This is a genomic window from Phenylobacterium sp. (assembly GCF_030651185.1).
Lineage (GTDB): Bacteria > Pseudomonadota > Alphaproteobacteria > Caulobacterales > Caulobacteraceae > Phenylobacterium.
The window spans coordinates 197,735-210,715 of record NZ_JAUSCJ010000041.1; the positions used below are offsets into that span (position 1 = coordinate 197,735).

At 70.1% G+C, this 12,981-nt stretch carries 16 protein-coding genes; 14 read left to right on the forward strand and 2 right to left on the reverse strand.

From position 1 onward, the window contains the following. Window positions 1-68 precede the first annotated feature (68 nt). The 14 genes from Q7J39_RS20390 (at window position 69) to tilS (ending at window position 11,467) form a co-directional block, all read left to right on the forward strand. Entirely contained in the window at window positions 69-776 is a 708-nt protein-coding gene (locus Q7J39_RS20390) for a hypothetical protein (protein ID WP_304829867.1), read from the forward strand. A gap of 139 nt (window positions 777-915) precedes the next feature. After that, entirely contained in the window at window positions 916-2,070 is a 1,155-nt protein-coding gene (locus Q7J39_RS20395) for an acyltransferase (protein ID WP_304829870.1), read from the forward strand. A gap of 74 nt (window positions 2,071-2,144) precedes the next feature. Next, window positions 2,145-2,645, forward strand: coding sequence for a crossover junction endodeoxyribonuclease RuvC (gene ruvC / locus Q7J39_RS20400; protein ID WP_304829872.1), 501 nt, complete (start codon window positions 2,145-2,147; stop codon window positions 2,643-2,645). After that, window positions 2,642-3,256, forward strand: a complete 615-nt coding sequence (gene ruvA, locus Q7J39_RS20405; protein WP_304829875.1) for a Holliday junction branch migration protein RuvA — start codon at window positions 2,642-2,644, stop codon at window positions 3,254-3,256. Before ruvC ends, ruvA begins: the two co-directional genes overlap by 4 nt. Before the next feature lie 49 nt (window positions 3,257-3,305). Further along, window positions 3,306-4,340, forward strand: a complete 1,035-nt coding sequence (gene ruvB, locus Q7J39_RS20410; protein WP_304829878.1) for a Holliday junction branch migration DNA helicase RuvB — start codon at window positions 3,306-3,308, stop codon at window positions 4,338-4,340. 42 nt (window positions 4,341-4,382) lie between these two features. After that, the gene (locus Q7J39_RS20415) at window positions 4,383-4,754 is read left to right on the forward strand and encodes a hypothetical protein (protein ID WP_304829881.1); all 372 of its coding nucleotides are present in this window, start codon (window positions 4,383-4,385) and stop codon (window positions 4,752-4,754) included. Further along, complete coding sequence (locus tag Q7J39_RS20420; protein WP_304829884.1) at window positions 4,751-5,188, forward strand: YbgC/FadM family acyl-CoA thioesterase; 438 nt, start codon at window positions 4,751-4,753, stop codon at window positions 5,186-5,188. Before Q7J39_RS20415 ends, Q7J39_RS20420 begins: the two co-directional genes overlap by 4 nt. A gap of 75 nt (window positions 5,189-5,263) precedes the next feature. Continuing rightward, window positions 5,264-5,974, forward strand: a complete 711-nt coding sequence (gene tolQ / locus Q7J39_RS20425) for a protein TolQ (protein WP_304829887.1) — start codon at window positions 5,264-5,266, stop codon at window positions 5,972-5,974. A gap of 3 nt (window positions 5,975-5,977) precedes the next feature. Then, the gene (locus Q7J39_RS20430; RefSeq protein ID WP_304829891.1) at window positions 5,978-6,472 is read left to right on the forward strand and encodes an ExbD/TolR family protein; all 495 of its coding nucleotides are present in this window, start codon (window positions 5,978-5,980) and stop codon (window positions 6,470-6,472) included. A gap of 7 nt (window positions 6,473-6,479) precedes the next feature. Then, window positions 6,480-7,301 carry an energy transducer TonB gene (locus Q7J39_RS20435; protein WP_304829895.1) on the forward strand — a complete coding sequence of 274 codons (822 nt, stop codon included), beginning with the start codon at window positions 6,480-6,482 and terminating at the stop codon, window positions 7,299-7,301. Window positions 7,302-7,324: 23 nt separating this feature from the next. Next, entirely contained in the window at window positions 7,325-8,620 is a 1,296-nt protein-coding gene (tolB, locus tag Q7J39_RS20440) for a Tol-Pal system beta propeller repeat protein TolB (protein ID WP_304830126.1), read from the forward strand. A 129-nt stretch (window positions 8,621-8,749) separates the two neighbouring features. Then, window positions 8,750-9,286: a peptidoglycan-associated lipoprotein Pal gene (gene pal / locus Q7J39_RS20445; protein WP_304829899.1), complete on the forward strand. Its 537-nt coding sequence runs from the start codon at window positions 8,750-8,752 to the stop codon at window positions 9,284-9,286. Between the two features lie 124 nt (window positions 9,287-9,410). Beyond that, window positions 9,411-10,259 (forward strand): tol-pal system protein YbgF, encoded by an 849-nt coding sequence (gene ybgF / locus Q7J39_RS20450; protein ID WP_304829902.1) that lies wholly within the window; start codon window positions 9,411-9,413, stop codon window positions 10,257-10,259. After that, window positions 10,256-11,467 carry a tRNA lysidine(34) synthetase TilS gene (gene tilS / locus Q7J39_RS20455; RefSeq protein ID WP_370690129.1) on the forward strand — a complete coding sequence of 404 codons (1,212 nt, stop codon included), beginning with the start codon at window positions 10,256-10,258 and terminating at the stop codon, window positions 11,465-11,467. Before ybgF ends, tilS begins: the two co-directional genes overlap by 4 nt. On the opposite strand, the gene Q7J39_RS20460 is transcribed toward tilS, so the two are convergent. Together Q7J39_RS20460 and Q7J39_RS20465 are read right to left on the reverse strand one after the other, a co-directional pair. Beyond that, window positions 11,464-12,327 carry an alpha/beta fold hydrolase gene (locus Q7J39_RS20460; protein ID WP_304829906.1) on the reverse strand — a complete coding sequence of 288 codons (864 nt, stop codon included), beginning with the start codon at window positions 12,325-12,327 and terminating at the stop codon, window positions 11,464-11,466. The two genes, tilS and Q7J39_RS20460, sit on opposite strands and share 4 nt — an antisense overlap. Window positions 12,328-12,374: 47 nt before the next feature. Beyond that, complete coding sequence (locus tag Q7J39_RS20465) at window positions 12,375-12,878, reverse strand: hypothetical protein (RefSeq protein ID WP_304829909.1); 504 nt, start codon at window positions 12,876-12,878, stop codon at window positions 12,375-12,377. Window positions 12,879-12,981: the final 103 nt, after the last annotated feature.

Genomic DNA, 12,981 nt, shown 5'->3' on the forward strand with positions numbered 1-12,981 from the left:
GCTGGCGCCATCTAGCCCAGGATCAGGTCCTTGTGTCAGGGTCCACGCGCTGGAAGCCGGGGGAACCCATGCCGCAGATCGACCTGACCGAGGTGGTGGTCCGCCTGGCCGCGCGGCGTCCGGCGTCCGGGACCTTTGTCGTGGGAATCACCGGGGCGGTGGCGGCGGGCAAGAGCGTCTTCGCCAGAGCCCTGACCGAGCATCTGGCCGCCGACGGCGCCACGGTCGAACAGGTGGCCACCGACGGCTTCCTGTTCTCCAACGCCCGGCTCGCCGAACTCGACCTCTCCAACCAGAAAGGCTTCCCGCCCTCCTACGACCACACCGCCCTGCGCGCGGCCCTGGAGAACGTGCGCCACGGGCCAACCGTCTTTCCCGGCTATTCCCACGTCACCTACGATGTCGATCCGGGGCTGGCCCGCACGATCGATCGGCCCGACGTCCTGGTGATCGAGGGTCTGAACCTGATCCCCACCCACGGCCCGTCCCTGATCGACAGCCTGATCTATCTCGACGCGCCGGAGTACGACCTGGAGGCCTGGTACATCGCCCGCTTCATGGGCCTGTGGGAGGCCGCCGAACATGATCCCACCTCGTTCTACGCCCGTTTCCGCGCCATGAGCCGGCCCGAGGTGGAGGGACTGGCCAGGATGGTCTGGGAGAAGGTCAACCTGAAGAATCTCCGCGATCACATCCTTCCCGCCCGCGACCAGGCCGACCTGGTGGTGCGCAAGGGACCCGGGCACCAGATTCTCGCGGTCGAGATGCGGGGCTGACCCGCGGGGTCATACGAGCGCGCCATGGCCAAGCTTCAAACGGCTAGTTGAGACTCGCGCGAAGCCCACGCCTCAAGGTTGTTTGTCGGCTTGGCTAGGGATAGACCCTGCGCCTCAGCAATCCGTCGGGGGGGGCGCCATGCCGACCAACGCCGCCACCGTCCCTGGGCTCGCGAGCCGTCCCCACCTTGGCGGCATCGAATCCCTGCGCGCCTACGCGGCCTGCGCCATCGTGATCTTCCACGTCATCCACCTGACCGGCACGCCCCTTCCACACAGCCTGGAGTTCATGAAGTGGTACTTCGGCTTCGGCGTGCCGCTGTTCTTCGTCGTCAGCGCCTTCAGCCTCGCCTACGGCTATGAGGGTCGGCTGGGGGCGCCGGCCGATGTGTGGAAGTTCTATCTGCGGCGCGTCTTCAGGATCGCGCCGCTGTTCTACGCGATGGTGGCCTACAACCTTTTGACCGTCGGCAACACGTCCTCGCTGGGAGCCCGGGTTGGGGAGATCGCCGCCAATCTCGCCTTCGTCTTCAATCTGTTCCCCGACCTCGTCGAGGGGATCAGCCCGGCCTCATGGTCCATCGGGGTGGAGATGGTGTTCTACGCTATTTTTCCCCTGGTCCTGATGGCCGTACGGGGGCCGGTGTCCGCCGCCATCGGCACGGTGGCCGCCACCGTCGCGGCGGTGCTCTTCGCCCTGAGGATGGACTTGCTGGGGGACGTGCCCGGGGCCTTTATCCAGCACGGCTTCCTGTTCAACCTGCCCTATTTCGGCTTCGGCCTGCTGGCCTATTTCAGCTATCGGCACATGTCGCCACGGCTGGGCGGCGCCGCTCTGGTGGCCGCCGTCGCCGGCCTGCTCGTCCTGTACGGCATGGCCGTCTGGCCGACGCCCCTGATGCCCGGCCGGATCGGCAACACGGTTTTCCAAGCCCTCTGGGGCGCGCCATTCGCCCTGCTCTGCCTGGCCATGGCTCAGAACCCGCCGGCCATCCTCTCCAATCGCGTCACCCGGTTCCTGGGCAAGATCAGCTTCAGCCTCTACCTCACCCATCCGTACGTGATCTCGGCGCTCACCGGCGTGGGGGCCTATGCGAGCATCAACACCCTGCCGGGCGGCTCAGGCGTGCGGTTCCCGGTCGCCGTCCTGGTCACGCTCGCGGTCCTGACGCCCCTGTCCTGGGGCCTCTACCGGCTGATCGAAGAACCGGGGATGAATCTTGGCCGCCGGATCGGCCAACGCACCACCGCCCGACCCGAGGCCGGCCCCCAACCGGGCGCCGAGACGGCCTGACCAGAACACCCTTCCTTAACCCTGAAGGCCGCTGTATCACCGGAACATATCCCGAACACGCCTTGAGTCCCGTCATGACCGCCATCCGTATCCTCGGCCTCGATCCGGGTCTTCGCCGCACCGGCTGGGGCGTGATCGAGATCGACGGGGCGCGGCTGACCCACGTGGCCCACGGCGTGATCGCACCCAAGGACTCCTTGCCGTTTTCCGAGCGCCTGCTGGCCCTGTTCGAGGGCATTAGCGCCATCGTCGCCGAGCACACGCCGCACGAGGCGGCCGTGGAGGAGACCTTCATGAACAACAACGCCGCCTCGGCCCTGAAGTTGGGCCACGCGCGCGCCATGGCCCTGGTGGCGCCGGCCCGCGCCGGGCTGCCCGTGGCGGAATACGCCGCCACCGTGGTCAAGAAATCGGTGGTGGGCACCGGGGCCGCCGACAAGACCCAGGTGGCCTTCATGATCGCCCGCCTGCTGCCCAAGGCCGGGCCCGCCAGCGCCGACGCCGCCGACGCGCTGGCCGTCGCCATCGCCCACGCCCACGCCCGCAAGGCCCGCCAACTCGGAGCCGTGGCGTGATCGGGCGGCTGCGGGGCCTGGTTGCGGAGGTCGGCGAGGAGGACGCCCTAATCGACGTCGCCGGCGTCGGCTATGTGGTCCGCTGCGGATCGCGCACGCTCGGCCACCTGCCGGCCCTGGGCGAGGAGGCGGTGCTGCACGTCGAGACCCAGTGGTCGGAGGCCACCGGCATGCGGCTCTACGGCTTCCTCGGCCGCGACGAGCGCCGCGCCTTCGTGGTCCTGCAATCCATCCAGGGGGTCGGCCCCAAGGCGGCGCTCGGCGTGCTGGACATCCTGTCGCCGGGCGAGCTCGCCCAGGCCGCCGCCCGCGAGGACAAGGCCGCGGTGGCCCGCGCCAACGGCGTCGGCCCCAAGCTTGCCCTGCGCATCGTCACCGAGTTGAAGGACAAGCCGCTGACCGACGGTCCGGTGGCCGCCTTCCACGCCACCGCCACGACGCCGGCGCCGAGTGCCCCCTCCGCCACCGGCGAGGCGGTCTCGGCCCTGATGGGCTTGGGGATAGCCGAGGTGAACGCGCGCCGCGTCGTTGAGCAGGCGGCCCTGCGCCTGGGCGACGAGGCCACTGTCCAGGCCCTGATCAAGGCTGGTTTGCAGGAGTTGGGGCGTTGAAGGCTGATGTGGCGCTTTTCCTCCCCCGCTTCGCAGGGGAGGAAAAGATATGACCCGCCTGGTCTCGGGGGAGGAGGTCCCCCTGGAGAGCCATGACAAGGCCCTGCGGCCCCAGACCCTGGCTGAGTTCGTCGGCCAGGAGCAGGCCAAGGGCAATCTCTCGGTCTTCATCGAGGCCGCCAAGGCCCGCGAGGAGGCCCTGGACCACGTCCTGCTGTTCGGCCCGCCCGGCCTGGGCAAGACCACCCTCGCCCAGATCGTCGCCCGTGAGCTGGGGGTGAACTTCCGCGCGACCTCGGGCCCGGTGCTGGCCAAGGCCGGAGATCTCGCGGCCATCCTGACCAATCTCGAACCCCGCGACGTGCTCTTCATCGACGAGATCCACCGCCTGCCCGCCAATGTGGAGGAGATCCTCTATCCGGCCATGGAGGATCACGTCCTCGACCTGATCATCGGCGACGGCCCCTCGGCCCGCTCGATCCGCATTGATCTGGCCCCCTTCACCCTGGTGGCGGCCACGACGCGCGCCGGGCTGCTGGCCACGCCGCTCCGCGACCGCTTCGGCATTCCCCTGCGCCTGGAGTTCTACACCCACGCAGAGCTGCAGAAGGTGCTGACCCAGGCGGCGCGGAAGATGAACCTGGAACTGTCGCCGGACGGGGCCCTGGAGATCGCGGCCCGGGCGCGGGGCACCCCGCGGGTGGCCGGCCGCCTGCTGCGCCGGGTCCGCGACTTCGCCGCCGCCGACGGCGCGACCCTCATCGACCAGAAGGTCGCCGCCAAGGCCCTGGCGCGGCTGGACGTGGACGAGGCGGGCCTGGACGCGCTGGACCGCCGCTACCTGCGCGCGCTGATCGAGAACTATGGCGGCGGCCCGGCCGGGGTGGAGACCCTGGCCTACGCCATCGCCGAGGCCCGCGACGCGGTGGAGGACGTCATTGAGCCCTTCCTGCTGCAGCAGGGCTTCATCCAGCGCACGCCGCGCGGCCGCATGGTCTGCGCCAAGGCCTACACCCACATCGGCCTGACCCCGCCGCCGCAGGTCCAGGCGGGCGGACAGGCGGGGCTGTTCGAGGAGGAGTGAGCGGGCATTGGCCCTCGCCCCCCCGCCGGGCATAAGGGGGCGATGCGTACCCTTTCCCTGATCCTGCTGGGCGCCGTGCTCTGGTTCCTCGCCGCGGTGTTCATCCGGCTGGCCATGCCCTGGGGGGTGTTCAGCGGCGGATACGTCACCGCGATCCTGTTTGGCCTCACCGCCCTGTTGGCGCCGGTGCTATTGAGCAGCGTCCACCGGCTCACCGCCGGGGGCCAGACGCCCCGCCTGCCCACCGCGGCCATCATCTGCCTGGTGGGGGTGCTGCTGGACGCCGTGGCCATGACCTGGTCGCCCGAGCTCTACGCCTCCAACCCCGCGCGCCTGGTGAACGGCGCGGCCTGGCTGCTGTTCGGGGTCGGCGCCCTCCTCACCTCGGCCATGCTGCAGGACCGACGCCCATGACCCAACCCTATGCCGGCGAGATCGTCGGGCGCGAACACCGCCTGCCGGTCCGCATCTACTACGAGGACACCGACTTCACCGGCGTCGTCTACCATGGCCAGTACGTGCGGTTCTTCGAGCGTGGCCGCAGCGACTTCCTGCGGGTCGCGGGCATCGGTCATGCGCAGTTGCTGGACCGTCCGGACCCGGCGGCGTTCACCGTCGTGCGGCTGGAGATCGATTTCAAGGCGCCGGCCCGGATCGACGACGCGCTGCTGGTGCGCACCACCTATGACCGGATGGCGGGACCTCGCCTGTTCATCGACCAGAGGATCACGCGTGGCGAGCAGCTGATTGCGCAGGCGGTTGTCGAGGCCGCCTGTATCGATCTCGCAGGACGGCCACGAAAGCCGCCTAAAGAACTCATAGCGACGCTTCGGCCTCTCTTTTGCTAGGGCTTGGCCATAAGTTCGACACTGCGCCGTCCCAAGCCAATCCTGGCCGGACGCAAACCACGGAGCCCAGGCCGCATGGACCCCGCAGTCCCCGCCGCGATCACCGCCGACACCTTCTCCTTCATCTCCCTCTTCATGCGCGCCGACTGGGTGGTGAAGAGCGTGATGACGGGCCTGGCGCTGTCGTCCCTGTGGTCGTGGACCGTGATCATCGACAAGTTCTTCCGCTTCAGCGTGTTGAACGGTCAGGCCGACAAGTTCGAGAACCAGGTGTCCTCCGGCCGCAGCCTTGAAGACATCGCCGCCGAGGCCGGCGAGCGACCCAAGCACGCCCTGCCCCGCATGCTGCAGGGCGCCCTGCGCGAGTGGCGCGACGCCCGCGGCAAGGGCCTGTCCACCGACAGCCAGGCGGCCTTCCTGATCCAGCGGATCGACCGGGTGCTAGACACCACCATCGCCCGCGAGGCGCAGCGGGTGGAGGACGGTCTCGGCTCGCTGGCCATCGTCGCCACCGCCTCGCCGTTCATCGGACTGTTCGGCACCGTCTGGGGGATCATGCAGGCCTTCCAGGAGATCGCCATCCAGAAGAACACCAACCTGGCCGTGGTCGCCCCCTCTATCGCCGAAGCCCTGTTCGCCACCGCCATCGGCCTGATCGCCGCCATCCCGGCCTATATCGCCTACAACAAGTTCTCCACCGACGCCTCGCGCTATGCCGGCCGCCTCGAGGGCTTCGCAGACGACCTCTCCACCGCCATCCAGCGGCGGCTGGCGGACCGGACCTGAGCCATGGCGATCTCGAGCCATGACGCCTTCTCAGCCTCAGGCGGCGGCGGCCGCAGGCGCCGCCGTGGCGGCCGCAGAGGCGCCCTGTCGGAGATCAACGTCACGCCCCTGGTGGACGTGATGCTGGTGCTGCTGATCGTCTTCATGATCTCCGCTCCGCTGCTGACGGTGGGGGTTCCCGTGGAGCTGCCGAAGACGGAGGCCGGCTCCATGCAGGACCAGTCCGAACCGCTGACGGTCTCCATCCGCGCCGACGGCTCACTGTTCGTGCAGGAGGAACCCGTGGTCTTCGCCGGCCTTTCGCCGCGCCTGCGCGCCATGGCCGGCGACACCACCAAGCCGATCTATGTGCGGGCCGACGGCCGAGCCTCCTATTCGATCGTCGCCCAGGTGATGGCGGCGCTGTCGACCTCCGGCTTCACCTCGATCAACCTGATCACCGACACCGGCGGCCCCTCCTCCGGCGGGACCCCCGCCCCGGACGCTCCGGCGGGTTGAGGCCGGCATGATGCGCACCCGGTCGGACTTCTCCGCGGCGATGATCGTGTCGGTGCTGTTGCACGGCGGCGTGATCGTGGCCGCCCTGATCTCCTGGCCGCAGGAACCGACCCAGGTCGGGACCACCGTGCCGGTGAACATCATCTCCAACGCCACCTACACCGACCTGCGCGCCGCCGCCCAGGCCGCCCAGGCGCAGATGGCCACCACCGAGCAGCCGGTCGCCGACGCGCCGCCCGAGGCCGCCGTCGAGGCGCCCGTGCCCGACCCCGCGCCCCCCGCGCCCCTCCCCGCGCCAAGCCCCGTCAAGCCCGCGCCGGCCGTGGCCAAGCCTACGGTCGATCCAAACGCCAAGGGCGTCCAGAAACCCGCCGCCAAGCCGCAGAAGGCCCTCGACCTCGACGCGCTCTCGGCCAGCATCGCCAAGTCCCGCCCCTCCGGCGGCAAGGCCTCGTCGGCCGCCAAGGGCCCCACCAAGCAGGAGACCGCGCTGGAGGCGCGCGCCGCCGCCGGGGCAGGCAAGGGGGTCTCGGCCAGCGCCTTGGCGGGCCTGGTCTCTCAGATTGAGCGCCGCTGGAACCCCAACTGCGAGGTCGAGGGCGGGCGCGACGTGCGGGTGCGCGTCACCTTCACCCTCTCGGCTACCGGCCAAGTGGTGGGCGCGGTCGAGGCCGGCGGCCAGGAATCCTCGTCCAATCCCGTCGTCCGGGCCGCCGCGGAACGCGCCATCCGCGCCGTCCGCCAGGCCGCCGCCGACAAGGCCCTGCCCCGCGAAGTCTACGGCCAGGCCTGGGCCCCCACCTTCAACGCCCAGGAAGCCTGCCAATGAGCGCCCTAAAGGAGACCCGTCCGATGCGACTGAAGGCCCTCTGCCTGGCTCTCGCCAGCCTCATGCTCGCCACGGTGTCGGTGGCCACGCCAGCCGCAGCCCAGATCGAGGTCGATGTGAACAAGGGCGACGTCCAGCCCCTGCCCATCGCCATTCCAGCCTTTGGCGGAACCCGCGGCGCCGACATCGCCCAGGTCATCACCGGCAACCTGGAACGCTCGGGCCTCTTCGCCCCCATCGGCCAGCAGGTCCATATCGAGAAGGGCCTGAACGTGGCGGTCCAGCCGCGCTTCCCCGACTGGAAGGCGATCAACGCCCAGGCCCTGGTCAACGGCCAGGTCACCGTCGAGGGCGGCCGGCTGCGGGTCGATTTCCGCCTGTGGGACATCTATTCCGAGCAGCAGCTGCTGGGCCTGCAGTTCACCTCCACGCCGGAGAACTGGCGCCGCGTGGCCCACAAGATCTCCGACGCCGTCTATGAACGGCTGACCGGGGAGAAGGGCTATTTCGACACCCGCATCGTCTTCGTCTCCGAGACCGGGGGCCGCATCAACCGCACCAAGACCCTGGCCATCATGGACCAGGACGGGGCCAATCCCAGCTATCTGACCGACGGCTCCTACATCGTCATGTCGCCGCGCTTCTCGGCCACCAGCCAGGAGATCACCTACATGACCCTGCGGCCGGAGGGCTCGGCCATCTATCTGTTCAATCTGGAGACGGCGCGCCGCGAAAGCATCGGCCAGTTCCCGGGCATGGTCTATGCGCCGCGCTTCTCGCCCGATGGCGGCCGCGTCGCCTTCTCCGTGGAGCGGGGCGGCAACAGCGACATCTATGTGATGAACCTGAAGAGCCGAGTCTCGGCGCGCCTGACCTCCGACCCCGGCATCGACACCTCGGCCTCGTTCTCGCCGGACGGGACCAAGATCGTCTTCAACTCCGACCGCGGCGGCTCACCCCAGCTCTACATCATGAATTCCGACGGCTCGGGGGTTCGTCGCATTTCCTACGGATCTGGCCGCTATACCACTCCGGTCTGGAGCCCCGTGGGGGACTTCATCGCCTTCACCAAGCAGACGGGCGGGGAGTTCCACATTGGGGTCATGCGCCCGGACGGTTCGGATGAGCGGCTTTTGACCACCAGCTATCTCGACGAGAGCCCCACCTGGGCGCCGAATGGGCGCGTGCTGATGTTCAGCCGTGAAACATCAGGCGGACCTCCGCGTTTGTGGACGGTGGATGTAACAGGTCGGATCCTGCGCCCGGCGCCCTATCCGGGCTCCGGATCAGACCCAGCCTGGTCTCCGCTGCTCAACTGATGAGAGAATTCAGGTGTAACGTTTGCATAGTGGCGGTCATTTGAAATGTCCGGCACATCAAAATGCAGGTACAGATTAGTGAATGGCGCGGTTGGCGCCGGCGAAACCCAGCTTAAGGAGAAGCCCGACATGAGCTTCAGCACCAAGCACGCCCTTCGACTGGCGCTTGTCACCACCGCGGCTCTGTCCATGGCCGCCTGCGCCAGCAAGCCCAAGCCCGGTCCGGGCGTCGGCCCTGGCCCCGGCCCCGGCTATCCGTCGCAACCGGGCCCTGGCCCGGGCGTCGGGAACGTGGTCCCCGGCTCGATCCAGGACTTCGTCGTCAACATCGGCGACCGGGTCTATTTCGACTTCGACCAGTACGACATCCGCTCCGACGCCGGCCCGGTGCTGGACGCCCAGTCCCAGTGGCTGATGCGCTATCCCAGCGTGATGGTGCGCATCGAAGGCAATGCCGACGAACGCGGCACCCGGGAATACAACCTGGCGCTTGGCGCCCGCCGCGCCAACTCGGTCCGGGAATATCTGGTGAGCCGCGGCGTTTCGCCGGCGCGGATCTCCACGGTGTCCTTCGGCAAGGAACGCCCGATCGATCCGGGCACCAGCGAGGACGCCTATCAGCGCAACCGGAACGGCCACACCGCCATCACCGGCGGCGCGCGCTAAGAGCTGAAGTTCAGTTCGAGGAGAGTGCGAGAGGGGTCCCCGCAGCGGGACCCCTCTTTGCGTTCTGGACTAATCCTTTGGACGGGCCCCAATTTGGCCCACCCGACCTGAAGATGATGACCGCATGACCCTTCGCCGCCTCGCCCTCGCCTCCGCCGCCGTCCTGACCCTGGTCAGCGCCGCGCCCGCCCTGGCCCAGACCCCCATCGATCCCCTGGACGCCCGCGACGCCCGGCGCCTGGACCGCATGGAACAGGTGATGCGCGAGCTGCGGTCCATCGTCTTCCAGGGCCGCGACTCCGGAAAGCCGGTGGTCGTGCAGCCCGCCGAGACCGACTACCAGCTGCAGGAACTGACCCGGCGCATCGCCGACCTTGAACAGGCCCTGACCCGGGTAAACGGCCAGCTCGAGACCACCAACCACGACCTGGAACTGGTCAAGCGCGACGCCGAGGCCGTGAAGCGCGACAACAAGGCCCTGGCCGACCGCCTGGGCGGCGTCGAGCAGCGCCAGGTCGCCCCCGCGCCTGACACCCCGGCGCCGGACCTCGCCGGCGGCTCGGCCTACGCCGCCGCCCCGGTCCAGACCGCGTCGGAGGCGTTCACCGCCGCCCGCCAGCTGATGCTCGGCGGCGACTACACCGGCGCGGAAGAGGCGTTCCGCGACTATGTCGGCCGCTATGAGGACAGCGCCAAGGCGCCGGAGGCCCGCTACTGGCTGGGCAAGACTCTGGCCGCCCGCGGCGCCAACGCCGACGCGGCCCAGGCCTATATCGGCGCGATCCGTGGCTGGCCCGCCACCGCCTGGGCGCCCGACGCCACGGTGGAACTGGCCCGTTCGCTGGTGGCCATCAAGAAGCCCACCGACGCCTGCCAGATCCTGGGCGAGTTCGACCGCCGCTATCCCAAGGCGACCGCCGCCGTGAAGGACCGCGCCACCGCCGCCCGGACCCAGGCCAAGTGCGCGGTCTGACCGCCGCCGTCCACGAGGTTCTAGACCGCCGACTGCTGAGCGCCTCCCTCGCGCCGATCGCCCTGGCGCTTTCGGGGGGCGGGGATTCCCTGGCCCTGGCCCTGATCGCCGCCGACTGGGCCCGGGCCCACGGGCGGCGCCTGCTGATCCTCACCGTCGACCATCGCCTGCGCCCTGAAAGCGCCGCCTGGACCCAGGCCTGCGCCGCCACCGCCGACCGGCTCGGCGCGGACTTTCAGGCGCTCGCCTGGGAGGGCGACAAGCCCGCCACCGGCCTGCCCGCCGCGGCGCGGGCCGCCCGGCACCGCCTGATCGCCGACGCCGCCCGCACGGCGAGCGCGAAGGTGGTCCTGATGGGCCACACCGCCAGCGACCGCCTGGAGGCCGCCGCGATGCGTCAGGCCGGCGCCACGACCCCGAGCCCGCGGGAATGGGCCCCGTCGCCCGCCTGGCCCGAGGGCCGCGGCGTCTTCCTGCTGCGACCGATGCTCGCCCAGACCCGCGCCGAGCTCCGCGTCTGGCTGGCGGCCCACGGCGAGACCTGGATCGAGGACCCCGCCAACGAGGATAGCCGCTTCGCCCGGGCTCGCGCTCGGGCGGGCCTGACGGGCATCGAGACCGACGACATCGCAATGGCTCCGGACCTCGCCGATCTCGCCGGCGCCGTGACCGATCTGGCGGGCGGGCTCGGCCTGCCCCGCGAGCGCCTGCGGGAGGCGTCACAGGCCTTCCTCGCCGCCGCCTGCCTCTGCGCCGCCGGAACCAGTCGGCCGCCCCGTGGCGCCCGCCTTGAGCGTCTTGCGGAGGCGCTCAGGGGAGACGCCGACCTCACCGCCACCCTGGCCGGGGCGCGGATCGAGGCGGATGGGGACCAGGGGCGGTTCCTGCGCGAGGCGGGAGAGGCTCGGCGGGGCGGCCTCGCCGCCCTGACCCTGGCCGCCGGGGAGACCGACGTCTGGGACGGGCGCCTCGAGATCACCGCCGCGCGGCCGCTGACCATCCGGGCCCTGACCGGCCACGCCGCCGGGCTCTCGCGCCTTCAGCGCGCGGCCCTGCAGCGTCTGCCGGCCGGCGCGCGGGGCGCGCTGCCCTTCATCGACGGCGAAGGCTCGCCCCTGCTGGCGGCGATCCCGGGGGTCTCGGCGCGTCCCCTGGCCCTGGACCGCCTGCGGGCGGTCTGTGGCGTCATGCAAATGGAACCGGCCTAGCCCGCCATCACGTGCTCGATCCCGACGATGATCGGATCGGCGAAACGCTTGCCCAGCAGGGTCGAGTGGTTGGCGCCGGCGATGTCGGCGACATAGCCGCGGGCCGAGGCGTGGGCCGGGGCGGCCTGGATCGCCTTCAGGCGCGCGGGCAATCGCGTGGCCCCGGCATTGACCACCGCCACCGGCAGGTCGGGACGATAGTGGCCGATCTCGCGGCCCTGCGCCGAGGTCGCCGCCCAATGGACCACCTCCTCCGCCGACCAGTGGGCGTGGCTGGCCAGGCCGTAGATGCGGCGCTTCTCGATGGAGGCCTCGCCCTCCAGGCCGATCTTGTCGCCGACCACCAGGGCGAACGGCTTCATGAAGCCAAGGCCGGACCAGCGGCCGACCAGCCTCATGGCGTTGCGGAAGCCGTTGATCACGCGGGCGGCGCCGGGACTCTCGATGGTCTCCGGCGTGACGGCGTCCACCAGCACCACGCCGGCCACCCGGTCATGGTTGCGGCCGACGAACACCCGCAGCAGCAGGCCGCCCATGGAATGGCCCACGAGGATCAGCGGGCCAGCCTCGCCCACATGAGCCAGCAGGATCTCCAGGTCGATGGCGATGGCCCGGCCGTCGCGGGGCCGGGGGCCCGGATCGGAATAGCCGAGACCCGCCCGGTCATAGGCCAGGCTGCGCAGGCCCTTGTCGGCCAGACGCTGCTGGACGACCGCCCAGTCGGCGGCGCAGCCGAAGGCGCCACACTCCAAGACGATCAGCGGCCGGGAGCTCTCAGGTCCCGCCCGCACAGCGCGCAACCGCCGCCCGCCGATGTCGACGAGCTCTCCGCGCGTGGGATGGAAACCCGCCTTGGCCATGGGCGAGACCTAGGCGCCGCCCAGGTCTCACGCAAGTCCGTTTGGGGCTATTTCCAGACAACCGTTTGCGGCGCCTCGGAGGGGCCGTAGTCGATCTCCACCCGGGTCACCGCCTTGGCGCCGGCCGGCACGTCGAAGGGGGCGCGGGGGGTGGTGGGCTTCAAGGCCACCGGCGCGCCGCCATCGAAAGAGACCCGCACATTGCGCACCCCGGTTTCCGGATTGGCCAGGAAGCCCGGCTGGTCGGCCGCGGCGCCGGTCTCGGTGACCACGAAGAAGCGCTTGGTCTGGCTGGCGCCGGCGTACCACATGATATTCAGCTGCCGCCCCCCCACCCGCCAGTTCGGGGTCATGGCCACGGTCGCGACCGAGCCCTTGGTCTTGATCTCGACGCTCTGGGCCGGAAGGATGCCGTGGGCGCCCTCGGCGGTGGACAGCGCCAGACTCGCCGGCGCCGCCGGAGCCGCGGGTTCGCTCTTCCCGCAGGCGGCGAGAGAACTGCTCAGTAGAAGGACGGACGCGAGCGCAAGCCCGCTGAAGCCTGAACGCATGGGTCGTTTCCTCGTTTTTATGACACGAGGATGGGCAGAAGCTTGGCCACACACAAGGCCGTGCGCGGAACCCTTACAGGGGCTAGGTTTGCGGTCCCAGGGA